Annotated in this window: 29 protein-coding genes and 4 tRNA genes; 18 read left to right on the top strand and 15 right to left on the bottom strand. The window is 47.1% G+C overall.

Annotation, left to right across the window (positions count from 1 at the left end; genetic code table 11):
• Window positions 1-3: 3 nt before the first annotated feature.
• Window positions 4-288, bottom strand: coding sequence for a hypothetical protein (locus tag AC2T0J_RS19000; protein WP_489807316.1), 285 nt, complete (start codon window positions 286-288; stop codon window positions 4-6).
• Window positions 289-507: 219 nt separating this feature from the next.
• Between AC2T0J_RS19000 and AC2T0J_RS18995 the strand changes: the two genes are divergently transcribed.
• The 17 genes from AC2T0J_RS18995 (at window position 508) to AC2T0J_RS18915 (ending at window position 14,261) form a co-directional block, all read left to right on the top strand.
• Window positions 508-599 (top strand) — tRNA-Ser (locus AC2T0J_RS18995).
• Between the two features lie 155 nt (window positions 600-754).
• The gene (gene tnpA / locus AC2T0J_RS18990; RefSeq protein ID WP_489807315.1) at window positions 755-1,189 is read left to right on the top strand and encodes an IS200/IS605 family transposase; all 435 of its coding nucleotides are present in this window, start codon (window positions 755-757) and stop codon (window positions 1,187-1,189) included.
• Between the two features lie 419 nt (window positions 1,190-1,608).
• Complete coding sequence (gene uvrY, locus AC2T0J_RS18985; RefSeq protein ID WP_489807314.1) at window positions 1,609-2,247, top strand: UvrY/SirA/GacA family response regulator transcription factor; 639 nt, start codon at window positions 1,609-1,611, stop codon at window positions 2,245-2,247.
• A gap of 16 nt (window positions 2,248-2,263) precedes the next feature.
• Window positions 2,264-4,081: an excinuclease ABC subunit UvrC gene (uvrC, locus tag AC2T0J_RS18980; protein ID WP_489807313.1), complete on the top strand. Its 1,818-nt coding sequence runs from the start codon at window positions 2,264-2,266 to the stop codon at window positions 4,079-4,081.
• 98 nt (window positions 4,082-4,179) lie between these two features.
• A complete protein-coding gene (gene pgsA / locus AC2T0J_RS18975; protein ID WP_489807312.1) occupies window positions 4,180-4,749 on the top strand; it encodes a CDP-diacylglycerol--glycerol-3-phosphate 3-phosphatidyltransferase in 570 nt (189 codons plus the stop codon).
• 222 nt (window positions 4,750-4,971) lie between these two features.
• Window positions 4,972-5,047 (top strand) — tRNA-Gly (locus AC2T0J_RS18970).
• A gap of 54 nt (window positions 5,048-5,101) precedes the next feature.
• A tRNA-Cys gene (locus tag AC2T0J_RS18965) sits at window positions 5,102-5,175 on the top strand.
• Window positions 5,176-5,220: 45 nt separating this feature from the next.
• Window positions 5,221-5,307, top strand: a tRNA-Leu gene (locus AC2T0J_RS18960).
• A gap of 219 nt (window positions 5,308-5,526) precedes the next feature.
• Window positions 5,527-7,485 (top strand): glycoside hydrolase family 97 protein, encoded by a 1,959-nt coding sequence (locus AC2T0J_RS18955; protein ID WP_489807311.1) that lies wholly within the window; start codon window positions 5,527-5,529, stop codon window positions 7,483-7,485.
• A gap of 457 nt (window positions 7,486-7,942) precedes the next feature.
• Window positions 7,943-8,758: a mechanosensitive ion channel family protein gene (locus AC2T0J_RS18950; protein WP_489807310.1), complete on the top strand. Its 816-nt coding sequence runs from the start codon at window positions 7,943-7,945 to the stop codon at window positions 8,756-8,758.
• Window positions 8,759-8,846: 88 nt separating this feature from the next.
• Window positions 8,847-9,710, top strand: a complete 864-nt coding sequence (locus AC2T0J_RS18945; RefSeq protein WP_489807309.1) for an AraC family transcriptional regulator — start codon at window positions 8,847-8,849, stop codon at window positions 9,708-9,710.
• A 115-nt stretch (window positions 9,711-9,825) separates the two neighbouring features.
• Window positions 9,826-10,653 (top strand): sulfurtransferase, encoded by an 828-nt coding sequence (locus AC2T0J_RS18940; protein WP_489807308.1) that lies wholly within the window; start codon window positions 9,826-9,828, stop codon window positions 10,651-10,653.
• A gap of 2 nt (window positions 10,654-10,655) precedes the next feature.
• On the top strand, window positions 10,656-11,378 hold the full coding sequence (gene cobB, locus AC2T0J_RS18935; RefSeq protein ID WP_489807307.1) for a Sir2 family NAD+-dependent deacetylase: 723 nt from the start codon (window positions 10,656-10,658) through the stop codon (window positions 11,376-11,378).
• Window positions 11,379-11,392: 14 nt separating this feature from the next.
• The gene (locus AC2T0J_RS18930) at window positions 11,393-12,019 is read left to right on the top strand and encodes a LysE family translocator (protein WP_489807306.1); all 627 of its coding nucleotides are present in this window, start codon (window positions 11,393-11,395) and stop codon (window positions 12,017-12,019) included.
• A 76-nt stretch (window positions 12,020-12,095) separates the two neighbouring features.
• Window positions 12,096-12,845 (top strand): YciC family protein, encoded by a 750-nt coding sequence (locus AC2T0J_RS18925; RefSeq protein WP_489807305.1) that lies wholly within the window; start codon window positions 12,096-12,098, stop codon window positions 12,843-12,845.
• Window positions 12,838-13,629, top strand: a complete 792-nt coding sequence (locus AC2T0J_RS18920) for a glucosaminidase domain-containing protein (RefSeq protein ID WP_489807304.1) — start codon at window positions 12,838-12,840, stop codon at window positions 13,627-13,629. Before AC2T0J_RS18925 ends, AC2T0J_RS18920 begins: the two co-directional genes overlap by 8 nt.
• Complete coding sequence (locus tag AC2T0J_RS18915) at window positions 13,626-14,261, top strand: DUF2987 domain-containing protein (RefSeq protein WP_489807303.1); 636 nt, start codon at window positions 13,626-13,628, stop codon at window positions 14,259-14,261. Before AC2T0J_RS18920 ends, AC2T0J_RS18915 begins: the two co-directional genes overlap by 4 nt.
• 49 nt (window positions 14,262-14,310) lie before the next feature.
• Here AC2T0J_RS18915 and rssA read toward each other — a convergent pair whose 3' ends face one another.
• The 12 genes from rssA to ccoN all read right to left on the bottom strand — a co-directional run bounded on the left by rssA (window position 14,311) and on the right by ccoN (window position 25,217).
• Entirely contained in the window at window positions 14,311-15,288 is a 978-nt protein-coding gene (gene rssA, locus AC2T0J_RS18910; protein WP_489807302.1) for a patatin-like phospholipase RssA, read from the bottom strand.
• Window positions 15,289-15,295: 7 nt separating this feature from the next.
• Window positions 15,296-16,222: a tRNA 2-thiocytidine(32) synthetase TtcA gene (gene ttcA / locus AC2T0J_RS18905; protein WP_489807301.1), complete on the bottom strand. Its 927-nt coding sequence runs from the start codon at window positions 16,220-16,222 to the stop codon at window positions 15,296-15,298.
• Window positions 16,223-16,344: 122 nt separating this feature from the next.
• The gene (gene uspE / locus AC2T0J_RS18900) at window positions 16,345-17,262 is read right to left on the bottom strand and encodes a universal stress protein UspE (protein ID WP_489807300.1); all 918 of its coding nucleotides are present in this window, start codon (window positions 17,260-17,262) and stop codon (window positions 16,345-16,347) included.
• A 122-nt stretch (window positions 17,263-17,384) separates the two neighbouring features.
• Window positions 17,385-18,122 (bottom strand): fumarate/nitrate reduction transcriptional regulator Fnr, encoded by a 738-nt coding sequence (gene fnr, locus AC2T0J_RS18895; RefSeq protein WP_489807299.1) that lies wholly within the window; start codon window positions 18,120-18,122, stop codon window positions 17,385-17,387.
• A 26-nt stretch (window positions 18,123-18,148) separates the two neighbouring features.
• A complete protein-coding gene (locus tag AC2T0J_RS18890; RefSeq protein ID WP_489807298.1) occupies window positions 18,149-18,817 on the bottom strand; it encodes a sulfite exporter TauE/SafE family protein in 669 nt (222 codons plus the stop codon).
• Window positions 18,810-19,013 carry a cbb3-type cytochrome oxidase assembly protein CcoS gene (gene ccoS / locus AC2T0J_RS18885; RefSeq protein ID WP_489807297.1) on the bottom strand — a complete coding sequence of 68 codons (204 nt, stop codon included), beginning with the start codon at window positions 19,011-19,013 and terminating at the stop codon, window positions 18,810-18,812. Before ccoS ends, AC2T0J_RS18890 begins: the two co-directional genes overlap by 8 nt.
• A gap of 9 nt (window positions 19,014-19,022) precedes the next feature.
• Window positions 19,023-21,401, bottom strand: a complete 2,379-nt coding sequence (locus tag AC2T0J_RS18880) for a heavy metal translocating P-type ATPase (RefSeq protein WP_489807296.1) — start codon at window positions 21,399-21,401, stop codon at window positions 19,023-19,025.
• Window positions 21,401-21,892: a FixH family protein gene (locus tag AC2T0J_RS18875; RefSeq protein WP_489807295.1), complete on the bottom strand. Its 492-nt coding sequence runs from the start codon at window positions 21,890-21,892 to the stop codon at window positions 21,401-21,403. Before AC2T0J_RS18875 ends, AC2T0J_RS18880 begins: the two co-directional genes overlap by 1 nt.
• A gap of 144 nt (window positions 21,893-22,036) precedes the next feature.
• On the bottom strand, window positions 22,037-22,993 hold the full coding sequence (gene ccoP / locus AC2T0J_RS18870; RefSeq protein ID WP_489807294.1) for a cytochrome-c oxidase, cbb3-type subunit III: 957 nt from the start codon (window positions 22,991-22,993) through the stop codon (window positions 22,037-22,039).
• 15 nt (window positions 22,994-23,008) lie between these two features.
• Entirely contained in the window at window positions 23,009-23,170 is a 162-nt protein-coding gene (locus tag AC2T0J_RS18865; protein ID WP_489807293.1) for a cbb3-type cytochrome oxidase subunit 3, read from the bottom strand.
• A 1-nt stretch (window position 23,171) separates the two neighbouring features.
• On the bottom strand, window positions 23,172-23,777 hold the full coding sequence (gene ccoO, locus AC2T0J_RS18860; protein ID WP_489807292.1) for a cytochrome-c oxidase, cbb3-type subunit II: 606 nt from the start codon (window positions 23,775-23,777) through the stop codon (window positions 23,172-23,174).
• 12 nt (window positions 23,778-23,789) lie between these two features.
• A complete protein-coding gene (gene ccoN, locus AC2T0J_RS18855; protein ID WP_489807291.1) occupies window positions 23,790-25,217 on the bottom strand; it encodes a cytochrome-c oxidase, cbb3-type subunit I in 1,428 nt (475 codons plus the stop codon).
• A gap of 228 nt (window positions 25,218-25,445) precedes the next feature.
• Here ccoN and AC2T0J_RS18850 point away from each other — a divergent pair, with 228 nt between their 5' ends.
• Entirely contained in the window at window positions 25,446-25,913 is a 468-nt protein-coding gene (locus tag AC2T0J_RS18850; RefSeq protein ID WP_489807290.1) for a hypothetical protein, read from the top strand.
• A 1-nt stretch (window position 25,914) separates the two neighbouring features.
• On the opposite strand, the gene bfr (AC2T0J_RS18845) is transcribed toward AC2T0J_RS18850, so the two are convergent.
• Window positions 25,915-26,382 carry a bacterioferritin gene (gene bfr / locus AC2T0J_RS18845; protein WP_489807289.1) on the bottom strand — a complete coding sequence of 156 codons (468 nt, stop codon included), beginning with the start codon at window positions 26,380-26,382 and terminating at the stop codon, window positions 25,915-25,917.
• Window positions 26,382-26,858 carry a bacterioferritin gene (bfr, locus tag AC2T0J_RS18840; RefSeq protein WP_489807288.1) on the bottom strand — a complete coding sequence of 159 codons (477 nt, stop codon included), beginning with the start codon at window positions 26,856-26,858 and terminating at the stop codon, window positions 26,382-26,384. Before bfr (AC2T0J_RS18840) ends, bfr (AC2T0J_RS18845) begins: the two co-directional genes overlap by 1 nt.
• Window positions 26,859-26,924 lie beyond the last annotated feature (66 nt).

The following is a 26,924-nucleotide window of genomic DNA, read 5'->3' as shown; positions in this document are numbered from 1 at the left end:
TATCTACACTGCGACAATTAACCAGGACGAGATAGCGAATGCAGCTCGCAAAACGCCATGACTGATGGTGTTCTCAATAGTCTGATATTTGAAGGCCATTAAATAGACGGCCAATGAAACCATGCCCAGTTTAATAAAGATCAGGTAGTCTCTTAGTACATCCATCAGGGCAGGCGAATGCTTGTTTAACCCCCAGAGCGTTTCACCATGCATGCTTTCAGCAAAAGGTAGGTAAAGGCAAACAACAATAAGAATGATAAGTCTGGGCGACGCTTCCGTGTGTGGCAATGCAAATGGTCCTTCGGGCCTGGCATCAGGCAGATAATATTTATAAAAGTTATACGCCTTCGAGTGTTAAGGTTCAATAGTTCCCTAAAAGGGGCAGAGGCAATTTGGATGAGAACTAAACAACCCCCCTGGTAGTGCCGCTTTTCTAAGCAAATGGTTTAGTTACTTAAAGTTTCCCTTTACAGACACAAAAATATCATTATGATACGCATCACTTCAGGAGAGTTGGCAGAGTCCGGTTGAATGCACCTGACTTGAAATCAGGCGAAGGGTCAAACCTTCCGGGGGTTCGAATCCCTCACTCTCCGCCATATTAAAGAAACCCGCACATGTTGCGGGTTTTTTATTGCCCGTCTTAAACCACCTACTTCAGTAGGTGGTTATCATTCATGAGAGGGCTTTGCCCGTATACCCACCCATGTTAAATCTCCCTTTGATTTTTAGCGAAGTCAAAAAGGAAATTAACATGAGTAGATACGAGAAAGCATCGCATGTGTTCTGGCGATGTCAATATCACATAGTGTGGACACCGAAATATCGGTTTAGGATTTTGAAAAATAAACTAGGGAAGGATGTCTATAGATGCATTCATGTTTATTGCAAGCAACTAGGTTGTATCGTTATGGAATTGAATGTCCAAATCGACCATGTTCACTTAGTTGTAAAGGTCCCGCCCAAGCTATCCATATCGAATTTGATGGGAGCGTTAAAGGGAAAAATAGCTTTAAAACTCATCAGTAAATATCCGCATTTAAGAAAGAATAAGATGTGGGGCAACCACTTTTGGCAGAGAGGCTACTTTGTTGACTCAGTTGGGATAAACGAAGAGATCATAAGACGATATGTTCGTCACCAAGAGAAGGTTGAAAGACAAGAGCAAGCTCAGCTAGCCCTTGAATAGAAGGCCCCCTTTTAGGGGGGTAACGCAAAGCCACCTTCTTTAGAAGGTGGATTCTTTACTGCCTTGATAAAACTGATGAACTTAACAGTGAGGGTGAGCCCCCCATTGGTTTGACGAAAAGGCAGGATTGCGGTTAAAAGCACTCTATATCAACGTATTTTCTAAGCTTGAATGTTGTAAGAAAACACTGGCTGTACAGCATTATTATTTTTGTTTATTTCAACGAACAAAGGTGGTTATGTTTATACGTTTATCGGCAAATTAACATCGATTAAGTCTTACCTTTACCGGTGTTTTTGATTAATATGCGCTGTATTGGCACAGGAAAAGGTGCAATAGCTCGTAAAATAAGTGAGAGACGAGCAGGGTACAGGACACCTTTCAGTAATAATGACTAAAATAGCCGAAGTGAGTAATACATGATCAAGATAGCGCTAGTAGATGATCATGACCTGGTGAGAACGGGTATCAGACGTATTCTTGAGGATGTTGCCGACTTTTCTGTAGTATGTGAAGCAAAAGATGGTGAATCAGCCGTAAAGAATTGCAGGAAGCTTGCGCCTGACGTTGTATTAATGGATTTAAATATGCCGGGCATTGGTGGTCTTGAAGCCACACGTCAGATTTTACGCATTGGTGAGAGCATTAAAGTAATTGGTCTCTCCATGCAAAAAGAAGATCCTATCCCATCTCAGGTGATACAGGCGGGAGCCTTTGGATTTTTAACCAAGGACGCCGAGCCGGAAGAGATGATCAATGCAATATATAAAGTGGCCTCTGGTCAGAAGTATCTAAGCCCTGAAATTGCCCAACGCATTGCAATGAGCAAGCTGTCGCCGGTTAACGATAATCCTTTTAGTGATTTATCGGGGCGTGAGCTGGATATTGCAATTCGCATTACCCGTGGTCAAAAAGTACCTGACATCGCGGAACAATTGCATATTGCCGCGAAGACCGTAAACACGTATCGTTACCGCTTGTTCGATAAACTAGAAATCAGCACCGACGTTGAGCTAACCCACCTGGCATTACGCCATAAGCTTATTGAACTGTCGTAGTCGCTGACAGGGTTCAATGACAGAATTTGATTCTAACGCTTTTCTTAAATCGTTAACGCATCAGCCTGGCGTGTACCGCATGTACAACGCCGCTGATGAAATTATATATGTGGGCAAGGCCAAAAACCTGAAAAACCGGGTATCCAGCTACTTTAAACAAAATTTGGATAACCCCAAAACCATCGCCCTGGTGGGTCAGATTGCCCGTATGGATGTGACGGTGGTAAACAGCGAAACGGAAGCGTTTCTGCTTGAAAATAATTTCATCAAAAAATATCGGCCACGCTATAACGTACTGTTACGTGACGATAAATCTTATCCTTTTATTTTTCTCTCAGCTCACGAACATCCCAGGCTCGACTTTCACCGCGGGCCACAAAAACGTAAAGGCGAATACTTCGGGCCTTATCCTAGTGCCTGGGCGGTAAGAGAAAGTCTGCGTACCATGCAAAAACTGTTTCCGGTACGCCAGTGTGAAGACAGTTACTACCGCGCTCGCAGTCGTCCGTGTTTACAATACCAGATGCAGCGCTGTTCAGCTCCTTGTGTAAAAGGCCATGTGAGTGATGAAGAATACGCCGAGCAGGTACAACTGGTGCGATTGTTTCTGAAAGGCAAAAACCAACAGGTGATTAACTCCTTAGCCGATAAGATGGAAGCTGCCAGTGAACAGCTTAACTTTGAAGCGGCTGCCCGTTATCGGGACCAGATTGGTGCGCTGCGTAAAGTGCAGGAGCGTCAGTGGGTGGCAGGCACTCAGGACGAAATGGATATTTTCGGCTTTGCCTATCGGGGCGGGATGGCCTGTATTCAGGTAATGTTTATTCGCGATAGCCAGTTGCTGGGCAGTAAAGCTTTTTTCCCTAAAATACCCTCAACCACTACCGAGAGTGAAATCTTCGAAGCATTTCTGCTGCAGTTTTATCTGGCCGGTAATAAGATTATTCCAAAACAGATTGTACTCCCACAGGGCCTGTCAGATGAAACGGCTATCGCCGACCTGCTTAGTCAGGAAGCGAAGCATAAGGTGCGGTTTTACCGCGGTGCCAGAGAAGAAAAGAAACAATACCTTCAGTTAGCTCAAGCCAATGCTAAAAATGCACTGGATGCCCAATATGGTCAGCAAAAGTCGGTGTTTGCCCGTTATATTGACCTGGAATCGGCGCTGGAGTGGGACGATCCGATCCAGCGTATGGAATGCTTTGATATCAGCCACACTTCTGGTCAGCAAACCGTGGCATCTTGCGTGGTATTTAATCGAGAAGGCCCACTAAAGAGCGATTATCGCCGTTATAATATTGAGGGGATAACGCCCGGCGATGACTATGCCGCCATGGCTCAGGCGTTAAAGCGGCGTTATAAGAATGTGCAGGATGCCGAAAAAATCCCCGATATTCTGTTTATCGATGGGGGTAAAGGGCAGTTAGGGCAGGCCGAAGAGTTCTTTGCTGACTGGCCGCATGATAAAAAGCCATTATTGATTGGTGTAGCTAAGGGTACCACCCGTAAACCTGGTCTGGAAACATTGATTCTGGCTGACACCCACGACACCATCCCGCTCAATGCCGACCGACCCGCGCTGCATCTAATTCAGCATATTCGTGATGAGTCGCACCGGTTTGCTATTAGTGGCCACCGCAACCGTCGCCAAAAAGTCAAAACAACCAGCTCTCTGGAGTCAATTCCCGGCGTAGGGGCCAAGCGACGTCAATCTCTATTGAAATACATGGGCGGTTTGCAAGGACTTAAAAAAGCCAGCCGCAACGAAATTGCCAGTGTGCCGGGGATCAGCGACGAACTGGCCGAAACCATTTACGACCATTTGCATAACTAATAAGAGCAACCTTATATTAAATTTAATTGGCAGTTTCTTAATCGGTTGTATCGTGTGACAATAGTCACAATAAAAAGGAAAACCCTTCCGAGTAGTTTATGTGGACAATCCCAAATGTAATTACCCTAATTCGGGTAGTTCTTATTCCAATTTTTGTATGCGTGTATTTTCTGGACTGGCGGTGGGCCCATGAAGCCGCAGCATTTATTTTCTGGTTCGCAGCAATTACCGATTGGTTTGACGGCTATCTGGCCCGCAAGTTACAACAATCAACACCTTTTGGTGCGTTTTTAGATCCGGTCGCCGACAAACTTATTGTGGCTGCCGCGTTATTAATGATTACCCATTCTTACGGTTCGGTGTGGATTACTGTGCCGGCTATTTTACTGCTGGTGCGGGAAATTTATGTTTCTGCCTTAAGGGAGTGGATGGGTTCCCAGGGCGTACGTGACACCGTACAGGTCTCATTTATTGGTAAAGCGAAAACAACCGCTCAAATGTTAGCCTTAATTGGATTATTGTCGGGCCTGGAAGAATTTATGGGGTTCCCAATTTATTGGGTAACACTGGGTTATATATTACTGTATATCGCTACCTGGCTGTCAGTGTGGTCAATGATTAGCTATACAAAAGCGGCATTGCCGTATCTTTCAGGGCATAAAAAGTAGTATTTTTTGAGCTAAATGACGGATTTATGACCAAACGATTCGTTTTTGGTGAAAATAGCGTCGAATGTGGTTTTTTAGTTGTTGACACCTTCGTTAGGGCAAGTAAAATGCCTCCCACATTCGAAGCAGGACATACTGACTTGAACGGAACACAGCAACTCAGCAGAGTTTGCACCAATAGGTAAGTGAGCCATTCAGTAAGTTAACCTGTAAGAAAACAAAGCGGGAATAGCTCAGTTGGTAGAGCACAACCTTGCCAAGGTTGGGGTCGCGAGTTCGAATCTCGTTTCCCGCTCCAATTTCTCGAATGTTGCGTTTGCAGTAGACGGCCTCACGTCACAACGCAATCAAAGGCGGAATGGCAGAATGGCTATGCAGCGGATTGCAAATCCGTGGATCTCGGTTCGACTCCGGGTTCCGCCTCCATTTTTTAAGGGCACCCAGCCCGACCAGCACAGCAGTGCAACCCATGCCCGGGTGGTGAAATTGGTAGACACAAGGGATTTAAAATCCCTCGCTGGTAACAGCGTGCCGGTTCAAGTCCGGCCCCGGGCACCATTTATTTTCTTTATAATCCATTTTTATTAGCAGAAGCCGGAACGTTAACCCGATTCTTTTGATGTGCTATTCAGACATCACTTCCAAAACTAAATTATCCAAGGTTTAGTGATATTGATATTCATTCAGACCACTTCAGATTAGTTATTAAATTGTTAATGTAGTAATGTATTATAATAGCTTAATAAGGTTGAGTAGCTATTTAATACAGGATATGAAATGAAACAGTTCTCAATGATTTTGCCACTTTGCCTGGCCGCCGTTATTGCACCCAAGTCTGCGTTGGCTGCCTTACTGGATACAATTAAAGGGCCGGATAACCATCTGGTGGTTTCATTATCACTAACAGAAGGTAAACCTTTTTATTCGGTTACCTATAAAGGTGAGGTGTTTTTAGAAAGCTCGCCTTTGGGGCTGAACAGTTCGATTGGTGATTTTAGTCAAAAGCTTACTTTTATCGACAGCAAACGTAACACCATCCTGGAACAATATGAACTCGATAGGGCCAAGGTGTCTGAGGTTACGTATGAGGCGAATGGTTTAACCAGTCGTTTCCGTAACGCTAAAGGGGATGAAATAAGTATCACATTCCAGGTGACAGATAACGATATCGCATTTCGCTACCATATCACTTCTAATAATGATGCCACTCGTTTTAAAGTGCTGAGTGAAGCTACCAGTTTTAATTTGCCCGATGACGCAACAACTTTTATCACGCCACAGGCATTACCTATGTCCGGCTGGAACGGCACCAAGCCAAGCTATGAAGAGCCCTATACCTACGATGAAAAAATGGCAAAGGTATCTTTAAATGGTGTTGGTTATACGTTTCCTGCGTTGTTTAAGAATGGCGATAATGGCTGGGTGTTAGTCTCTGAAACCGGCGTCGATAGCCATTATGTAGGTTCTCGCCTGAGCGAGGGCAATGCGGAAGGCATTTACCAGATCTCGTTTCCTCAGCCGGGGGAAAATGCAGGTATTGGTGATACCTATGCTTCTATGGCCTTACCAGCCACCACCCCCTGGCGAACGATTACCGTGGGTGAGAATTTAGAACCTATCGTAGAGACTACAGTAAGTTACGATGTGGTTAAGCCCCTTTATGAAGCTTCCGAGAGCTATAAGATGGGCCGGGCAACCTGGAGTTGGATTGTCTGGCAGGATGACAGTATTAACTATGCCGACCAAATCAAATATATCGACTTGGCCGCGGAGTTAAATTTTGAATATGTGCTGATTGATAACTGGTGGGATGCCCGCATTGGCCGCGATAAAATGGAAGAGCTGGTGCAGTACGCCGCAGATAAAAATGTAGCGGTGATCCTGTGGTATAACTCAAACGGTTGGTGGAACGATGCGCCGCAAACGCCTCAGGATAAAATGAATACATCTATTGCCCGTAAACAGGAAATGGCCTGGTTACAAAAGATTGGCGTGAAAGGTATCAAAGTGGATTTCTTTGGTGGGGATAAGCAAGACACCATGGCTTTGTACGAAGGTATTCTCTCCGATGCCAATGACTATGGCATTGGCGTAACTTTTCACGGCTGTACGCTACCCAGGGGATGGGAGCGTATGTTCCCTAATTTTGTCACCTCTGAAGCGGTACTAGCGTCTGAAAATCTGGTGTTTAACCAACATTCACTGGATATGCATGCCTACAACGCAACCATGTTACCGTTTACGCGCAACACAGTTGCGGCGATGGATTTCGCACCGGTGTTTTTAAATGACCGCTTATCCCGTAGTCAGGAACAGGGGACAGTCCGCTCAACGTCGGACACGTTTGAACTGGCCACCAGTGTGCTGTATCAATCGCCGATACAACATTTTGGCTTAACCCCCAATAACCTCACCGTGCAGCCGCAATATGTGCTCGATTTTATCCGGCAGGTCCCATCAACATGGGATGAAACTGAGTTTATTGATGGCTATCCGGGAAAGCATATTGTGATGGCAAGACGTCAGGATAAAAGTTGGTACGTGGTAGCGGTTAATGGCGAAAAAGCCGCCAAAGAGCTCACCGTTACCTTGCCCATGCTGGCCGGAAAATCAGTTCAATTACTGTTTGATAACGAAAACAATAACACGCAAAGCAATAACGTAGTTGTGCCTGATAATGGCCGGATGTCGTTGTCGTTAAATGCCCAGGGCGGTGTTGTTCTGGTTGCCAGATAGCGACGTCACCATACAAACTCAAACTATTCACGATGTTCATAGCAATGGGCATCGTGGTCTTGCTGACATCTTTAAAACAGGTTTCTAATCGCTTTCGCAACTGGTAACCCAGTAATATCGTACGGGTTAAATGCAATTAGTCACTAAATCGGTTAACAATCGCTGATAATTTGTTATCCAGCAGGGTGTTGCATTGTTCCATGGTATGACTGGCCCTGGCAAAGTAGTCCTGATTAGCAATACGCACGTTGCCAGGCTGGATCAACTGTTCATTGAGTATGCTTACCAGTTGTAAGCAGGCCTGTTGTGCGCCAGTACTTTAAGCAAAGGAGAGTAAAAGCTCGCAGATTCTTGCGCTTCCCGGTGTTGTATGATTAGTGGTAATGCGCGTGCTTGTGAACCGCCGGATTGTTGTTTATGCTCTGAAATATATTAACCCTGCTGAATCAGCTTTCTTATGCAAGAAGAATTAAAACAAGCACAGGTTCTTTACGATACCCTCATTGAATTCGCAGTAACTTATAGCTTTCAGATAGCCGGTGCGTTGGTCATCCTTTTAGTCGGATGGTGGATCGCGACCAAAATCGGTAACTTGATTGAAAATATGATGGCTAAGCGTGATATCGATATTACGCTCAGCCGTTTCACAGGTGGTGCCAGTAAACTCATTTTTCTGGGTTTGGTGATCATTATTGCGCTTGGCAATATCGGGATTAGTGTAACACCGCTCATAGCTGCCGTTGGCGCGGTAGGTTTAGGTGCTGGCCTGGCTATTCAGGGCATGCTGGCTAACTATGCGGCAGGTTTCACCATCATTATCACCCGACCGTTTGTGGTTGGCGATACCATACAGGTATGTGGAGTGGCCGGCGTGGTAGATAAGGTGATGCTGCCGTATACCATACTGATAAACGAAGATAATGTTTCTATTCAAATCCCAAATAAATTAATAGTGGGGGAGATCCTGCACAATTCTGCTGCGCAAATGCTCATTGAACTGGAGATTGGCGTGGCATATGCCAGTGATATTGAGGGGGTTACCCGGGTCATTGCCGAGGCGGTTACAACAGTAGATGGCTTGTCTGAAGAAAAAGCTCCGGCCATCGGCGTAGACAGCTTCGGTGACAGTAGCATTAACTTTGGTGTGCGGGTATGGGCCGATCCAAATCGTCATTTTGAAATTCGTTATGCGTTGAATGCCGCCATTTTTGCAGCGTTACAGCAAGCTGACATCGATATTCCATTTCCCCAGCGCGAAATCAGAATGCTTTAAACTCGCTATCGCAATATCTGTCGGGCAGAGCACTTTGAGGTTTGATAGGGTAGCTCTATCAACAGTTATTTAAAGCAGGTGCGCTGCTGTGCAACACATACTTGATTATCTGCAAACCCATCACGATCAGAGTATTTCCCTCACTCAGCTGGCCAAAATAGCCGGCTACAGTCCTTGTCATTTTCAACGATTGTGTCAGCAAAAGCTGGGGCTCGGTCCCGGTAAACTCAATGAACTCATTCGTCTTCAGCGCGGCTACTTTTTGCTGTCTTACCGAGGGTGGTTATCGATTACAGATATTGCTTTTGAATGTGGTTATGCGTCATCGGATAGTTTCAGTCGTGCGTTTAAACGGGTAATCGGCTACACACCAAGTCAGTTTAAAGCAGAGGAAGTCAGTACAACGCCACCGTTGCAACCCTATTTACGTCAATGGAATGAGGAATCCAGTACTATGTCATCACTGTCAGAAGACGATTTTAACGCTTTAGTATCGATCAGCTCTTTGCCGCCAATGGAAATGTGCGCACTTCGCCATACGGGGCATCCGGCTACATTAAAGGGCAGTATTCAGCGCTTTATTAGCTGGCGCCGGGAGCACAAATTACCGCCAGCCCAATATCGCACGTTTAACTTTTTACATAACGATCCTACTACCGTCGCAGCAGAAGCTTTTTGTTTTGATTTGGCCTGTGAAAGACCCGTAAAACAAGTGGAATTGGAGGATGACATGCGTTTCGATACTATCCCGGGTGGACGTTACGCATGCCTCAAAGTCACCGGTGGCGATAAGGTACTGGAGGCTGCTGTTAATTTTATCACCACAGATTTTCTCGCCCAGCATAATGAGCAAAGCGGTGATTTCCCGGTAATTGTGGAACGGCTCAGTGTTTACCCTGAGGTCCCTTATCATCAGGCTGAATCCCATATCCTGCTGTTATTAAGTAAATAATTTAAAATATCAGCGGAATTTTGGCATAATCATCCAAAGCAATATCTCATATCACCCTTGTGCTTTTTACATGGGGTGATGCAGTCATTTTTTGTTGCACCTTGGGGAGATAGCATTGCCGCGACTTATTTCGGTAAACGATATTAGCGCAAGCAACTTAACTGGCTACGTTGTGTTGTTTGCTTCGATGACCAACCCGGTGTCAGGCCAGGCTGATGATCCGGCCGATGGATTTATTCCTGGTGCCATTAAGTTCGATTTAGACGGTGAGGGTAGCGATCACGCTTCGTCACTCCCGCACACTTTACCAGACCAGGCATTGCTTAGCGCATTGTTTGGAAAACTCGGTATAACTACAGACAAGCCGGTGTTGATTTATGATAACTCTGGCATGTTTTGTGCGCCCCGTGTGTGGTGGATGCTAACGGCAATGGGCCACAACAATGCAGCAGTGCTTAATGGTGGTTTACCAGCCTGGAAAGCCGCTGGCCATGAAGTCGTCAGTCAACCCGCCGAGCCGAGCCCTCAACATTTTGCCGCGACTGCCGAGGGATCGTGGTTCTGTAACACCGACAGAGTCCTTGCCGCGATTGAAACGTCGGCGATCTCTATCTGGGATGCCAGAAGCCGTCCGCGCTTTGAGGGCAGTGTCCCTGAACCCCGAGCCGGGTTGCGCAGTGGTCATATGCCTGGGGCGGTTAATGTGCCCTTTACTGAATTATTAGATAACGGCACAACCCTTAAGTCGCCCGCGGCATTAAGGGAATATTTTGCCGGCAACAATATCGACTTAACCAAACCGGTGATTTGTTCCTGTGGGTCTGGTGTAACTGCCTGTGTAATTGGTTTGGCAGCGCTGGAGGCCGGCGCACAACAGGTTACGGTTTACGACGGCTCCTGGTCTGAATGGGGCGGTAATCCATCATTACCTGTTGAGGTTTAATCATGACCAATACGTATAAACCCAGGGTCGTTGTATTAACCGGAGCTGGCGTGTCGGCAGAATCAGGCCTAAAAACCTTTCGCGATAATAACGGTTTGTGGGAAAATCACCGCGTAGAAGATGTCGCCACGCCAGAAGGCTTTGCTGCAAACCCGGCGTTGGTTTACCGTTTTTACAATGAGCGCCGGGCGCAATTGCAGCAGCCCGAAGTACAGCCGAACCCTGCGCACAAAGCGTTGGCCGAATTAGAGCAGGCGTTGGGTGAGCAGTTTTTACTGGTTACCCAGAACGTCGACGACCTGCACGAGCGAGCTGGCAGTAAGCGGGTCCTGCATATGCACGGTAAATTACTCTCGGCTCGTTGCTGCAGCACCGGTCGCGCGATCCCCTGGCATGACGACTTTGATGACACCACAGAGTGTCGTTGTTGTGTGCCAGGTGAACAAATGCGCCCGGATATCGTGTGGTTTGGTGAGGTGCCTATGCATATGGATGACATCATCATGGCGCTGGCCCAGGCCGACGTATTTATAGCCGTTGGTACATCCGGTCAGGTGTACCCAGCGGCCAATTTCGTGGCGATGGCTGCCGACAGCGGCGCCAGAACCATCGAAATTAACCTGGAACCGAGTCAGCAAAACAGTCTGTTTGAAGAAAAAATTGTCGGCCAGGCGGGAAACACTCTGCCGGAGTTTGTCGCCCGGTTTATCCAGGATTATTGCTGAGCGGATTGTTACTTATGGATTATCTGAGTGAGTTTATCACCATTGCGTTGGTGCATCTGGTAGCGGTCGCCAGTCCGGGACCGGATTTTGCAATTGTAGTGCGCAACAGCATTAGTTACGGCCGGCGCATTGCCATGTATACCAGTGTTGGTGTTGGTTTAGGGATCCTGCTGCATGTTGCGTATTCTCTAATCGGCCTGAGCGTTGTGATCAAAACAACTCCTTGGCTTTACTCGACCATCAGCTATTTGTCGGCAGCCTATTTGCTTTATCTTGCCTGGGGAGCGCTGCGTGCCGGCCCGTCGGATTCGGCCGCCACTGTCTCTACAACCGGTCAGACCACTGAGATTAGCCCTAAAAAGGCGTTGGTAAGCGGTTTCCTAACCAATGGTCTGAACCCGAAAGCCACCTTGTTTTTTTTATCACTGTTTACCGCCATTATCGATATTAAAACGCCCTTTGCTGTAAAGGCTTTTTATGGCATTTATCTGGCGTTCGCAACTGGGGTTTGGTTTTGCTTTTTATCTTATTTGTTAAGCACTTCAAGAGTCGCCAAACTGATCGGCGATAAAGGCTACTGGCTGGACCGTTTTATGGGAGTGGTATTAGTGGCGCTGGCAATACGACTGGTAACACTCTGAGACGGTGGTTAGTAGTTTGGGCCAGCCTGATGGCAATGCTATACTCCCCGGCGAGATTACCCGATGAGACGACATTTTGACCGACAATAATCAACCGCCTACAAACAGCTCCCGTCTGGAACGTGCTCTGGCTGGCGAATATCAGTTTAATATCCGACAATTGTTTAGCGAAGCGCAAAACCTCTACAAGCAGCATCTGGGCTTGTTGTTAAAAGCAACGGGCTTGCTCATGGCAATTGGTCTGGGTGCCATAGTGATAATGATTAACCTTTTGTCTCTGGACATGACATCGGTTGAAAGTATGCAGTCGGGTAACGCTGGCTTGCTTGACATTGCCATGCTGGTACTGATGACGCCGATGATTGTTGGCTTTCGGATGCTTGGCGTTAAATTGGTTAGTCATCAGACAACCAGTATCAATGAGCTGTTTCAGTATTTTCCTTATATTCTGGTACTGGTAACCGCTAATTTGCTGATCAGCCTGGTTATGCAGGTAGGTCTTAACCTGCTTATCCTGCCGGGGTTGTATGTCTACCTGGTAACCCAGTTTACGGTGGTGCTACTGGTTGAAAAACGCCTTAGCCTGATGCAGTCAATCATTCTTTCAGCACGGGTAACGAACCGGTATTTGGTGCCCTTCATGCTATTATTGCTCGCATTTATTATGATGTTTGTGTTGGTCCTGTTCACCATGGGACTGGCTATATTGTGGGTAGGGCCGATTTATTCGCTGGTAATGGGCCGTTTGTATGCCGATCTGTTCGGTTTCGATGACGAACCCCAATCATTACACCCAACCAAAGAGGATTCGATACTCGATGCATAAACGGGAAACCAGTAAGATCATCCTTATCGCAATAGCCATTATGGCACTGATTGTTGTTCTTGCGTGGATGACCGGTACCAGCGAGCCCGATATTCTGGATGTACCGGAAACTGAGCAGGCCGAACAACCCGTACCTGATTTTAAAGCGATAGAAGACACCACAGAAAAGAAAAAGGCATTTTTTGCCTATTTAAAACCTGAAGTAGAAAAGCAAAACGATTACTTACTGAGTTTGCGGCACTATTTGCAAACGTTACAGCGTCAGCTGGCGGCTGGTAACAGCCTGACAGAGGACGATAATGAGCGCCTGGATTGGCTGGCTGACGAGTATCGCGTGGATCAGGATTTACCGGCTGACGCGCAAATTCCTAAATTGCTAAATAAAGTGGATATTTTACCCGTTGAGCTGGTATTGATGCAGGCGGCGAATGAGTCGGCCTGGGGGACTTCACGGTTCGCCCAGCAGGGGTATAACTTCTTCGGCTTATGGTGTTACAAAAAAGGCTGCGGATTCGTACCGGCACGGCGCAACAGTGGTGCGATTCACGAAGTGGCAAAGTTTGAAAATTTATCGCGCGCTACCTACACCTATATGCGAAATATTAACCGTCATGACGCTTATCGTGAGCTACGTCATATCAGAGCCTCTTTACGTCGGGCACAATTACCGGTAACCGGCCTGGCACTGGCAGAAGGGTTAATGAACTATTCTGAACGTGGTGCCGCCTATGTTAATGAACTTCAGAATATGATCCGATACAACAAAGGGTTTATCACCGAATGAAACGTACCTTAGTAGCACTGAGCCTGTTCGCCTCCGCCTTTAGCGCCGGCGCTGAGCAAATTGAAGTGGAATATAAACGCTTTTACAGCCACATTAATAAAATAGGCGACGAAAATACCTCTGCTCTGCAGTTTGCCTTTGGCTTTTTGAGAGTTGGTACCAGTGATTTATGCCCCGTTAATCAGGCGACCATTGTTACTCAGAAGCAGGATATTCCCCTGACCGTTACGCCTGAACAGCGCTTCTTAGTGCCCAAAGAACGGGCGCTTAAGTTAGCGGATGCAGCAGTCGTAATAGATCTTGGCGAAGCCGCTAATCTATGTGATATGTCGGTGCAGATAGAAACTACCGCTGAATACATAAAAACCGAATACACTGCAGAAGATCTGGCCTATATTAAGCAACAATATGAAGCTTTCTTTAACGAAATGGGCGGATTCCTGTCGTTTATGATGCCTTCCGTTAAAGGCCTGACATTTCGTTTTAGTGACGATGAACTCGATGCGCAGGTGCCCGGTGCACCAGCAATTACTAACGGTATGTTAATGCTGGATAACGCATGGTTAGAGCAGGGGAAATCGCTAAAACTACCTGTTGAGCCATTGCGTATTACGGCCTTGGCAAAACGCTAAGGACAAGCTGAGATAAAGGTAAGGGGCTTATCCGGCCCCTTTTTTGTGATTAACTGATTTCTTCGTTTACTTCATCCGGTGCTTTGGGTGCCTCCAGTGCATCAGGATCCACTTCTGATGGCGATAAGACTTCATCTAGCACCAGTTGATAACGAATTTGTTCAGCCAGGCGTTTTACCACCTGTTCACCGGTTTCACAAAGCTCCGCACAGCGATGAAACTCCATTAACCCAACATCGGTCAGGGTTGGTTCAATCAAAATGTCAGGTGGCTCGCCAGCAAGACGGGAGCGCGTCACCCGGGCCTGAAGAATTTCCAGCGAGCTGCTCATCACACTCAAAATGCCAGGTGCCTGTTTACTGTTGTCTTTGGGTTCTGGTGAGAACCACTGGCGCACTACATCCTGACTTTTTTTGAAGAAATGTTCATTCTTTTCCTGGGTTTCTTCGTGCTTGGCGGTTTCCCGGGCTAACTGCAATGGTCTGAAATCGGCATTCAGGTTTACTGCTATGACAAAGTCAGCGCCTAACTGACGGCACAGGTTTACCGGTACCGGATTGACTACGGCACCGTCTACCAGCCATCTGTCGTTGTAGGCGATGGGTGAAAATAACGCCGGAATGGCGCAGGACGCCTGTACCGAATTACCGACATCGCCCCGATTAAAAACGACTTCGCGACCTGAATACAGGTCGGTGGCAACACAGGCAAAGGGTTTGTCCATAGCTTCGAAGGTAGGGGCGCAAAATTCGTCTGACAGCTTGTCAAAGACCTTCTGGCCGCTCGCCAGTCCGCCCCGCCGAATGCCAATCCCCATTAAACTCAGCGTTTGCCATTCGGTTAACGAGGAAGCCCAGGATTTTAATTCGTCAAGTCGGCCGCTGGCATAGGCTGCACCTACATAGGCACCAATTGAACAACCTGCCACCACGTCGATTTTAACGCCAAGTTTTTCCAATGCCTGGATCACGCCAATGTGAGCCCATCCACGGGCTGCACCTGAGCCCAGAGCGATGCCTATTTTCATAGTAACTTTATTCCGTCAGGTTTACGATATTGATGGAGTCTGCAGTGTCAGAGCGGTTCTCAGGTTCAAACTCGGGGGCATCGAAGGCGATGTCACCCTCTGGTTGTACTTCACCTGTTGCTTTTATGGCTTTAAAGTCATGAAGGTTTCTATCAACCAAATGCGACGGGGTAACATTTTGCATCGCCCTGAACATGGATTCGATGCGGCCCGGAAACCTTTTGTTCCAGTCCTGCAACATCATTTTGATGTTCTGTCGCTGCAAGTTTTCCTGTGAACCACATAAGTTACAGGGAATGATGGGAAATTCAACCGCAGCAGCATACTTTTCAATATCCTTTTCTGTGCAATACGCCAGTGGGCGGATCACCACATGCTTGCCATCATCACTAACCAGTTTAGGCGGCATGGACTTTAACTTGCCCCCATGAAACATGTTAAGAAACAAGGTCTCAAGCATGTCGTCACGGTGGTGGCCCAGCGCGATTTTTGTCGCACCCAGTTCAGTTGCTGTCCGGTATAAAATACCGCGCCGTAAACGAGAACAAAGTGAACAGGTCGTTTTACCTTCCGGAATTTTATCCTTTACAATGGAATAGGTATCTTCCTCAACAATGCGGTAATCAACGCCCAGGCTTTGCAGATAATCCGGTAAGATATGCTCTGGAAAACCGGGCTGTTTCTGGTCGAGGTTAACCGCCACAATGTCGAAACTGATAGGCGCTATTCGCTGCAAATACATAAGTACATCCAGCATAGTGTAGCTGTCCTTACCACCGGATAAACACACCATTACTTTGTCGCCATCCTCGATCATGCCAAAATCGTCAATGGCTTTGCCAACATTACGACGTAAGCGCTTTTGTAATTTATTAAAGCTGTATTTTTGCTTGGTTTGCGTTGCCGGCGAGGCACTATTGATGTGTAAACTCATGATAAAGAAAGACCCATATTGCAATGGGCGCCATTATACGTGAAGCAAGGATAGGCTGCATCCCCGAATAAGGCCCGGGACATACCGTGGCAGTAACGGATACCTGCCACGGAAACCGGCGCTTAGCTTACCGGGCTTTCAAAGCCGTCGGGTTTAATTGCCAGTACATCACAGTTGAGTTCATCGATGACATGTTCAGCGGTATTGCCGATCAGCGCAGCAGAGATGCCTACACGTCCAACTGTGCCTATGATCACCAATTCCGCATCAAGCTCTTTGGCAACCTGAGGGATGACCTTTTCAGGGAGTCCTTCTTTCACATGGCAGTTATCCAGTGGAATATTGTAATGGTTACTGTGTTTCTCCATTTCTTCCAGGTGGTGGTTTTTAACCGACGCATTGTAAGATTCAGAGTCAAATTCAGGCACCTCAATGGCAATATTAAGCGGCGTACCCGGATAGCAGTTAGCCAGATGCACATGACCGCTCAATAACCTGGCGTAATCAAGGGCTATGGTAGTAAGTCGGTCGTTTAGCTGAGCATGTTCGCGGTCTTCCGTACCCACGTTGACTGCCGCCACAATTTTGCCATCCTGAGGCCAGTCGTGCTCTTTAACCAATAGCACCGGCGCAGGGCACTTACGCACCAGATGCCAGTCTGTGGGGGTAAAGATCACGGAGCGTAAATCATCATGAGAACGGGTTGCTTTGACGACAATGTCGGCATTACTGGCGATAGCATATTTGATGATGGCTTCGTAAGGGCGGTTATTCCATTCCACAGCGGCCTCTATGGGCTGACTGTACTCTGCCAGTTGTTCCTTAAGCCAGACCGTTCTTTCATTCACAACCGCCTGACGCATGGCCTCACGCTCCTCACCGGAAAGCATGGTGGTCATTTCGTAGGAAAAATCGTAGATGGTCATTAAGGCGGTGATGGACGCGCCAGTTTTTTCAGCCAGTTCAATGGCTCTGGAGATAGCGGGCTGGTTTTCCCTTTCAGGTTCTACCACGGCCAGAATATTGCTGTATTCAATCATAACGACTCTCCAAAGGAAGTATTCATTAAGAGTGTACGACGTGAGCAGCTGTTTCTCCAGTTTCAGATTTGTCTGGGATCAAGTAATGATAAAAAACCAGAGAAAAACAGCTCACTAACAGATTAATTGATAGTGGTAGAGGGGATATCCATACTATGCAGTTTATTATCCATCGCTTCAAAATCGATGATAGTGATCAGTTTGCCGTCAACCTTGATAATGCCTTCTTTCTGGAAGCGTGTTAACAGGCGAGAGATAGTTTCAACGGTCAGGCCCAGGTAGTTACCAATCTCGTTGCGGGTCATACTCAGGTTAAACTGACGAGGCGAAAAGCCACGATCTTCAAAGCGTTTGGATAGATGCGCAAGAAAATAAATCAGGCGCTCTTCGGCGGTACGTTTATTCAGCAACATCATCAGATCGTGATCCTGCTTAATTTCGGCACTCATAAAGCTCATTATCTGATGACGCAATTTAGGGAACTGCACCGCCATTTTATCTAGGGTTTCATACGGTAACTCGCAAACCATCGCCGTTTCCAGCGCCTGAGTATAACTCTGATGAGCGTTTTCACGCAGGGCATCAAAACCGATAATATCACCAGGGAAATGGAAACCAATGATTTGTTCTTCGCCATCCTTGCTACTAACAAAAGATTTAAATGAGCCGGCACGCACTGCATAAAGTGAGTTAAATTTATCACCGGCCTTAACCAGTTTATCGTGCTTATGAAGCGGTTTTTTACGCTCGATAATATCATCCAGTGAATCGAGTTCGCTTTTATTTAACGAAACAGGCAGGCACAAATGGCTGAAACTACAGCTCTGACAATGAATCGAAAATTCTGAGCCTTTTGACATAGATTACGTCTCCGTGTGGGCGTCGTTTAATTATTACCGTTTAGGGTGCGGTAAATCAAGAAAACCCCATATATTATCAGGCAAATTGCGACCAATGACTTAGTCTTCGGGTGTTGTAGGAGCTTTAATAACCAGCCGGCTCCCAGACTTACGGCAATCAGCGCCGGAAAAGTGCCCAGTCCGAAGGCGGTCATTGTTGCCGCACCATATAAACCATCACCACTGACTAATGCCCAGGTAAGGGTTGAATAAACCAGTCCGCAGGGCAACCAGCCCCAGATAAAACCATAAGGAAATGCCGAAAGCGGCGATTTAAACGGAATAAATTGTTTAGACCATGGGCGAATGCGTTGCCACAGTCCGTTGCCCAGTTTTTCAAGGCGGGCAAGACCACGCCACCACTGGGCCAGGTATAAGCCCATGGCAATCAGCATTACGGCGCTAAGCAACTGAAATATCATCAGACCATGGCTTACTGAGGCACGGGCAACCTGGCCAAGTACGCCGGTTATGGCTCCGGCAATGGCATAACTGGTAATGCGCCCGAGGTTATAACTGAGTATATAGGGTAGTGGTGGCTGACTGCCTGGCACTGCTGCTCGCAAGGCGCCCGCAATGCCACCACACATGCCAACGCAATGGAGTGAGCCGGCCAAGCCAACTACAAATGCCGAAATAAAGCTGTAATCACTCATTATCGGTGTTAGCTTTATCCTGCGGTTTGGCTTGTTGCTTGCGTTCTTCTTCGGGTAAGTCGTCGTCGAACAGAATGCTGTAACCCTGGCGCTCAAGGTCCTGGAACTGATCGGATTTTACCGCCCAGAAGAAAATGCCCAGGGCCACCGCGACCAGAATAATTGCTAACGGGATCAGCACATAAATAATACTCACATTACCGCCTTACTTTAATAATCGGGTCGAGTTTGAAACCACTATGATACTACTTAATGACATACCGATCACGGCCATCCACGGTAACAGTAAGCCGGAAACCGCAAAAGGCAGGATCAACAGGTTGTATCCCAGCGCCCAGAGAATATTCTGGCGAATTTTACGCCGGGTTTTCGCCGCAATGTCAACCAGCGTCGGCACCGTAGTCAGCGATTCACTCAACAACACTACATCCGCTGCATTGCGGGCAATGTCAGTGGCATTTCCAACGGCAACCGAGACATCTGCACTCGCAAGTACCGGCGCATCGTTAATACCATCACCCAGCATCATGACCTTATGACCCTGAGTCTGTAGTTTCTGCACCGCCTGATATTTTTGTTCTGGTGTCAGTTCACCGGTAGCTACTGTCAGGGGCAGTTTAGCTGCCAGTTTATCCACGTTATGCTGGGTATCACCACTTAGTAGCACCAATTGGAAGCTCTTTAATCCGGCGAGCGTCTCGGCAGTATCGCTTTTTAGATTGTCAGTGACTTCATAGGCAGCCAGGCATTGGCCATCGCAAACTAAATACACATTGGCAGTCACCGGTATAACCGAGGGATCGGCCTGGGTAAATGTCGCTGATCCAAGCAGGTATTGCTTACCGTCTACCATGCCGCGAATACCGCCGCCGGCAGTGACCTCAAAATCACTCACCGCAAACTGTTCGCTGGCCGAAAATGCCTTGCTGATAGGGTGTTCAGAGTGGGATTCAAGGCTGGCAGTAACGGTGTAGAGGTAATCCGCTTGCGCAGGATTGGCAAACCACCGATCGGCAATGCCAAATTTACCTTCGGTAAGGGTACCGGTTTTATCCAGGGCGATGGTATCGATACCGGTTATTTGCTCCAGTGCATCGGCACGTTTAAGCAATATACCCTGTTTATTGAGTCTGGCCATCGCGCAGGTTAATGCCGATGGCGTAGCCAGGCCAAGCGCGCAGGGACAGGTTGCTACCAGTACCGCGATAGCAATCCAGAATGCCTCATCGTTACCCCGAACAGACCAGTAGACGAAGGTGAGGGCACTAATCAATAGTACTGCCATGACAAAATAACGCGAAAAAGAATCTGCCATTTGCGCCGCTTTAGGCTTGTTAGCCATAGCGGTGGACTGCAAACGAATTATCTGATTTACCAGCGCATATTTCAGTTGCTGATGCACTTCAATGGTTAACGTATTTTGCTGATTCACCGTGCCGCCGAATACCGCTGCGCCAGCGTCTTTAAGCACCGGCTCAAATTCCCCGGTGAGCATAGACTCATCAATGGCTGAAGCGCCATCGATGATACGCCCATCTACCGGTATCGTTTCACCGGCTTTAACCAATACTTTATCTCCCACGACGAGGTGTTTTGCCAGACAGGGTTCCACTTTGCCATCGTCACTCAACCGGTGCGCGGTGACCGGGATGTATTGCATCATATTGGCTGAAATCTGTGTAGCCCGATGGCGGGATCGGTGCTCCAGATAACGGCTTAACAGCAATAAAAAGATAAACATGCAGATAGATTCAAAATACACGTCACCGGTTTCCAGCAAGGTGGATTTAATCCCAGCAATATAAGTACCGAACACCGCGATAGTAACCGGCACATCCATATTAACGGTGCGGGCACTGATAGCTTTGATTGCCCCCAGATAGAAAGTACTGCCAGAATAGAAGACCACGGGTGTAGTAAGCACCAGTGCCACCCAGTAAAAATACTGGCGGGTTTCGGCTTCGATAGCGCCAAACAGATCAAAATACAGACCGGTCATTAGCATCATGACCTGCATGGTCATCAGACCGGCAAGACCAAGCTTTTTAAGAAATTGCTTCTGTTCTTTCTGGTAAGAGGCTTCGTGTTGATCAGGCTGGAAGGGGAGCGCTGCATAACCTATTTTTTTCAACGCTTTTAAGATGCCGCTCAGTTGAATAACGTCATCTGACCACGTGACAGCAGCCCGGCGTTCCGAAACATTTACGGACACCTGGTTGATGCCGTTTACCCTGGCCAGCTGCTTTTCTATCAGCCAGCCACAGGCGGCACAGGTGATACCTTCTACTGTGAGCTGAATTTGTTTGTGGTTACCTTCATCGATTACGAAGTCTTCCTGCAGGGAAGGATCGTCATATATCGCCAGTTTGCCCAGTGTGGCCTGAAATTCGGTATCGCCGCGGGCGGCCGGCTCGGTTCGAAACTGGTAATAATCTTCCAGACCATTCTCGACAATGGCTTCGGCTACCGCCTGACAACCGGGACAGCACATAACGCGATCTTTACCGAGTATGGTGGCATGATAAGGACTGTCAGCTTCTGCCGGTAAGCCGCAGTGATAGCATTCAATGGTTGTCACGTTCATTAGGGAATGAATCGAATCTTATCTTCACGGGGTAAAGATATTTCCTGCTGTACTTTCCAACTATCGTCGACAGGCGTTAGCGACACGCGCCATTTACCGCTGGTGTCCTGCTCGGTAAAGCCTCGATAAACGCCGTTTGCATCACGGGTTAACAACAGCGAAAAGTCTTTTTCCTGCAGTGTGACGTGGTAAAAGTTGAGTTTCAGGGCGTTACCGGTAGTGGGTATACCGCTGTGAAACTCCAGCGCAATCTGGCCATCATTAACCGTTAAATCGGTCATTATCCGCAACCGGCGGGCTTCTTCGACCTTAGCCATACTGGCGTTAATCGCTTTTCCTTCTTTGTAATAATCATCAACCACCAGAGAATCTTCGGTATTGGTCGCAAAATTAACCAAGAAATAGGCCATTACAAACGATGAAAAGGGCACGGCTATAAGAAACCACGGCCAGAAGTATTTGTACCAGGGTTTGGTATCTGTTTTTTCCATTACTGCATTCCTGATGAACTTTATGGAACCGGTTAATACGAATTCGGATAACACCCGAAAGGGTTTTATCCGAATGAGCATTACCATTGTGTTGAATAAAAAAGCCCCGTAAAAAACGAGGCTTTTGCATTATATTTTAAAATCTTAGTGAGACAAACTGTACACGTAAGTAGCAACTACGTGAATTTTGTTGTCACCCAGTGTTTTCTTGAACGAAGGCATAACACCGTTACGACCATAGGTCAGTGTTTCGGTGATAGCGCGTTCAGAACCACCATACAGCCAGGTATTATCGGTCAGATTAGGGGCACCAAGCATTTGGTTACCTTTTCCGTCCATACCATGACAGGCCGCACAAGCCATAAAGCGGGCTTTACCAGCTTCTGCCAGTGCATCATGATTTTCGTCCACTTCACGACCACTCAGGCTCAGTACGTAAGCTACCGTTTCTTTGATACCTTGCTCGCCCATGGCATCGATCCATGCGGGCATTGCTGCGTTACGACCATTAGTCAGGGTTTCTTTGATCTTGGCACCGGTACCACCATACAGCCAGTCGTTATCAGTCAGGTTCGGGAAGCCGGTATTACCACGGGCATCAGAACCATGACACTGAGAACAGTTCTGCATAAACAGGCGCTGACCTACTTTAACCGCCTCTTCATTGTTTACCAGCTCTTCAACCGGCACCTGAGCATAAGCTTCAAAGATTGGGTCAAATTTTTCTGCGGCATAATCAAGTTCGCGATCATACTCAACAATCAGGCCCTGCTCTTTAGCATCGATACGTGCCTGAGCTGACTCTTCTAATGAACGTACGTCCTGGTTAGAACTTCTCCAGCCCCAAAAGCCTTCGAAAGAACCTAATCCCGGGTACAGAGCGAGGTAGAAGAAACTCCATACGATTGTTGCGTAAAACAGAATGGTCCACCATCTTGGCAGCGGATTGTTGATTTCAACAATGCCGTCAAACTCGTGTCCCATAGACTCGCCCTCTGGGTGACCTGTGTAATTGGTCAGGTTCCAGCGAAGCAATATATAACATCCGACGATGGACCCCAGTGTGATCACGGAAATCCAAATTGTCCAAAACATGCTCATGAGTGTTAACTCCCGCTATTCTTTCTTTGATTCTTCTTTGTCTTCGTCGGCAAAGGGTAGGTTAGCGGCTTCGTCGAACCTTTTCTTGTTACGACCGCTGAATGCCCACCATACAATGCCTATAAATATGACGAAGACGATGACAGTAAAAATGCTGCCTACAGTACCCTGGTCCATATTATTTCAGATATGTGCCAAGGGATTGTAGGTATGCAATAAGGGCTTCCATTTCGGTTTTGCCTTTTACTGCCGCTTGTGCACCTTCGATGTCTTCCGCTGTGTAAGGCACGCCTAGCGTCTGGAAAACTTCCATCTTCTTGGCGGTGTCTTCACCGGTCAGCGTGTTTTCTGCTAACCATGGGAAACCTGGCATGTTTGACTCAGGAACAACATCACGGGGATTAATCAAATGAACACGGTGCCACTCATCACTGTAACGGCCGCCAACACGGGCCAGATCAGGACCAGTACGCTTAGAGCCCCACAGGAAGGGATGTTCCCATACAGACTCACCAGCAACTGAGTAGTGACCATAACGCTCAGTTTCAGCACGGAATGGACGAATCATCTGGCTGTGACATCCCACACAACCTTCACGGATGTAAATGTCACGACCTTCTAATTGCAGGGCAGTGTAAGGCTTAAGGCCTTTCACCGGCTCCATTACCTGCTGTTGGAACATCAGCGGGGTGATTTGAACCATCGCACCAAAGCTGATAGCAACTAAGATAAGAACAGTTAACAGACCAACGTTCTTTTCTACTATTTCATGTGGATTACGCATGTCTACTACTCCTTATGCCGCGGCTGGTTCTGGAACCAGGCTACCTTTCGGTGCACTTACTGTTTTGTAAGTGTTGTAAGCCATGATTAACATACCGGCAACAACGAAGCAGCCACCCACGAAACGTACAACATAGAAAGGTTTAGACGCTTCCAGTGACTCAACAAAGCTATAAGTCAGGGTACCGTCAGCGTTAACTGCACGCCACATCAGACCTTGCAGTACACCAGACATCCACATTGCTACGATGTATAGAACCACACCAATGGTCGCGAGCCAGAAGTGCACGTTAACCAGTTTGGTCGAGTACATGGCTTTCTGACCGAACAGGTGCGGGATCAGATGGTAAATAGAACCAATTGATACCATGGCAACCCAGCCCAGTGCACCAGAGTGTACGTGACCTACAGTCCAGTCAGTATAATGTGATAACGCGTTAACCGTTTTGATTGCCATCATCGGGCCTTCGAAGGTAGACATACCGTAGAAAGACAGTGAAACAATCAGGAAACGCAGCACAGGGTCGGTGCGAAGTTTATGCCATGCGCCAGACAACGTCATGATACCGTTAATCATACCACCCCATGATGGTACGAACAGGATCACCGACATAACCATACCCAGAGACTGAGTCCAGTCTGGCAGGGCAGTGTAGTGTAAATGGTGAGGACCAGCCCAGATATACAGTGAAATCAGTGCCCAGAAGTGAACCACTGACAGACGGTACGAGTAAACCGGACGTCCGGCTTGTTTAGGTACGAAGTAATACATCATGCCTAAGAAACCTGCCGTCAGGAAGAAACCTACCGCGTTGTGACCGTACCACCATTGCATCATAGCATCTACGGCACCAGCATACATCGAATAGGATTTCATGAATGAAACAGGAAGCGCCATACTATTACCAATATGCAACACCGCAACCGTCAGCATAAAGGCACCCAGGAACCAGTTCGCTACATAAATGTGCGACACCTTACGAATAGCAAGGGTTCCAAAGAAGTTAATGATGTAAGCAACCCACACCAGGGCAATCAGTATATCGATTGGCCATTCCAGCTCAGCGTATTCCTTACTGGTTGTGTAACCAAAAGGCAGTGTCAGCACTGCTGCAACGATAACGGCCTGCCATCCCCAGAAGGTAAACGAGGCGAGCTTATCGCTGAACAAGCGAACCTGAGACGTACGCTGAACGATGTAATATGAGGTTGCGAACAATGCACAACCACCGAAAGCAAAAATAACGGCGTTGGTGTGCAAAGGACGTAGGCGAGAATAGGTTAACCATGGAATGTCGAAGTTCAGGGCCGGGGCAAATAATTGCGCTGCAATAAATACCCCAAGGCTCATTCCCACAATACCCCAAATAACGGTCATAATGGTAAATTGCCGTACAACTTTATAGTTGTAATCTGGCTGTGCTTGGCTTATTTCACTCATTGTAATGAATCTTCCACTTCTTTTAAAAAAGGGTTTCCAACCGTGATACTTACGCATTTCAGGTGAGGTTGCGGACATCCCCTGAAGCCTATAGTTTATGGTTTATTGTCTACAGGCCAGTTGGTACCGCGGATAATAAAGTTTTTAATAATAAAAAGATACCATAAACTGGGGGCGCTTGATCCTAGTCAATAAAGAAAAACTGAGATTTACAAAATAGTGATATCAATGATCAAAAAATTAACATTTGAATGGTTACACAAAGTAAAACATGTCGTTGTTTTTGTGGTAATTCTGCTAACCGCTGCAGTTATTGCAATGGTGAATATTCTTGATGAGAATAATAACTATAAACATGATAATAAATCGTCATGTTGGCTGGCTGGCAATTCTTGTGAAGTGGTTCTACCAGAAGGCGCAGTAAGGATAGTGATGGACCGCTTGCCGACAATTGAAGAACAAATCCCGCTAACGGTAACACTGCCTGAGGGGTTACAGCCAGAAACCGCCTATATCGAAGGCGTGAACATGTTTATGGGTATAATTCCGGTACCACTGAAGCAAACTGCTAACGGGCAGTGGCAGGGGTGGTTTATGCTGGGTGCTTGCTCAGAACCTACGATGCAATGGCAAATGGTGGTAAAAATAAAAAACCGGCCGGAGCCGGTTTGGGTATTTTTTACCACGCAGATGTAGGCTACATCTGAGATTGCAGATAATTAGGTAAACCGAGGATTTTAATCAGCTTAAGCTGTTGTTCCAGCCAGTGCGCGTGGTCAACTTCGGTGTCGTCAAGCAGTTCCACTAAGAAGTCACGCGTAACGTAATCCTGAACATCTTCGCAGACGGCAATGACTTCTTTTAATTTGGCACCTACTTCGTATTCTACACGCAAATCGCTCTCCAGCATTTCCGGCACATCTTTACCCACTTTAAAGCCGGTACGTTGGGTCATGTCCGGAGCGTACTCAAGCATCAGCATACGATCGATAAGCTTAGTGGCATGACCTTTCTCATCGTCGAATTCGTGATTGATGCGCTCATACAACTTATTAAACCCCCAGTCGAGGTACATTTGTGCATGAATGAAATACTGATCCATCGCCGCGAGCTCATATGAGAGCAGTTCGTTGAGGCCCTCAAGGACTTTTTGATTACCCTGCATTAGTCATCTCCCATTACTTGTGCTTGCAGATAGTTCTCGATTCCCATATTTTCAATCTGGTATTCCTGGGTTTCGAGCCAGTCTAAATGTTCTTCTTCATATTCGAGTAAGGATTCAAGAATATCGCGACTCACATAATCCTGCTTCTCCTCGCACAGAGCAATGGCCTTGCGGAGAAGGAGAAGCTGCTCTTCCTGAAACTTTTTATCACACTGAAGCATCTCTTCGGTGTGCTCACCGATATACAATTTACCCAGCGCCTGAAGATTGGGCAGACCTTCCAGAAACAAAATGCGCTCGATGAGTTCATCGGCTTGCTTCATGTCTTTAATCGACTTTTTGTAGTCTTTCTCGTTGAGCTCCTCCAGGCCCCAGTTTTTATACATACGGGCATGAAGGAAGTATTGATTGATCGAGGTCAACTCACTGGTTAACACTTCGTTTAGTATGGCAATTACCGATTTATCGCCTTGCATAATCTGATTCCTGAGAGTTTAATGAGTTAAGTGTAGGCACTATTGTACGACATATCAAGTTTTTCC

The sequence above is a fragment of the Alteromonas sp. ISO5 genome, assembly GCF_058105165.1.
This window is presented reverse-complemented; position numbering and strand designations above follow the sequence as displayed.

Coding starts and splice junctions, on each gene's coding strand:
- tnpA (WP_489807315.1), top strand. CDS start 755: ATGAGTAGATACGAGAAAGCATCGCATGTGTTCTGGCGATGTCAATAT.
- uvrY (WP_489807314.1), top strand. CDS start 1,609: ATGATCAAGATAGCGCTAGTAGATGATCATGACCTGGTGAGAACGGGT.
- uvrC (WP_489807313.1), top strand. CDS start 2,264: ATGACAGAATTTGATTCTAACGCTTTTCTTAAATCGTTAACGCATCAG.
- pgsA (WP_489807312.1), top strand. CDS start 4,180: ATGTGGACAATCCCAAATGTAATTACCCTAATTCGGGTAGTTCTTATT.
- AC2T0J_RS18955 (WP_489807311.1), top strand. CDS start 5,527: ATGAAACAGTTCTCAATGATTTTGCCACTTTGCCTGGCCGCCGTTATT.
- AC2T0J_RS18950 (WP_489807310.1), top strand. CDS start 7,943: ATGCAAGAAGAATTAAAACAAGCACAGGTTCTTTACGATACCCTCATT.
- cobB (WP_489807307.1), top strand. CDS start 10,656: ATGACCAATACGTATAAACCCAGGGTCGTTGTATTAACCGGAGCTGGC.
- AC2T0J_RS18930 (WP_489807306.1), top strand. CDS start 11,393: ATGGATTATCTGAGTGAGTTTATCACCATTGCGTTGGTGCATCTGGTA.
- AC2T0J_RS18920 (WP_489807304.1), top strand. CDS start 12,838: ATGCATAAACGGGAAACCAGTAAGATCATCCTTATCGCAATAGCCATT.
- AC2T0J_RS18915 (WP_489807303.1), top strand. CDS start 13,626: ATGAAACGTACCTTAGTAGCACTGAGCCTGTTCGCCTCCGCCTTTAGC.
- rssA (WP_489807302.1), bottom strand. CDS start 15,288: ATGAAAATAGGCATCGCTCTGGGCTCAGGTGCAGCCCGTGGATGGGCT.
- ttcA (WP_489807301.1), bottom strand. CDS start 16,222: ATGAGTTTACACATCAATAGTGCCTCGCCGGCAACGCAAACCAAGCAA.
- uspE (WP_489807300.1), bottom strand. CDS start 17,262: ATGATTGAATACAGCAATATTCTGGCCGTGGTAGAACCTGAAAGGGAA.
- fnr (WP_489807299.1), bottom strand. CDS start 18,122: ATGTCAAAAGGCTCAGAATTTTCGATTCATTGTCAGAGCTGTAGTTTC.
- AC2T0J_RS18890 (WP_489807298.1), bottom strand. CDS start 18,817: ATGAGTGATTACAGCTTTATTTCGGCATTTGTAGTTGGCTTGGCCGGC.
- AC2T0J_RS18880 (WP_489807296.1), bottom strand. CDS start 21,401: ATGAACGTGACAACCATTGAATGCTATCACTGCGGCTTACCGGCAGAA.
- AC2T0J_RS18875 (WP_489807295.1), bottom strand. CDS start 21,892: ATGGAAAAAACAGATACCAAACCCTGGTACAAATACTTCTGGCCGTGG.
- ccoP (WP_489807294.1), bottom strand. CDS start 22,993: ATGAGCATGTTTTGGACAATTTGGATTTCCGTGATCACACTGGGGTCC.
- AC2T0J_RS18865 (WP_489807293.1), bottom strand. CDS start 23,170: ATGGACCAGGGTACTGTAGGCAGCATTTTTACTGTCATCGTCTTCGTC.
- ccoO (WP_489807292.1), bottom strand. CDS start 23,777: ATGCGTAATCCACATGAAATAGTAGAAAAGAACGTTGGTCTGTTAACT.
- ccoN (WP_489807291.1), bottom strand. CDS start 25,217: ATGAGTGAAATAAGCCAAGCACAGCCAGATTACAACTATAAAGTTGTA.
- AC2T0J_RS18850 (WP_489807290.1), top strand. CDS start 25,446: ATGATCAAAAAATTAACATTTGAATGGTTACACAAAGTAAAACATGTC.
- bfr (WP_489807289.1), bottom strand. CDS start 26,382: ATGCAGGGTAATCAAAAAGTCCTTGAGGGCCTCAACGAACTGCTCTCA.
- bfr (WP_489807288.1), bottom strand. CDS start 26,858: ATGCAAGGCGATAAATCGGTAATTGCCATACTAAACGAAGTGTTAACC.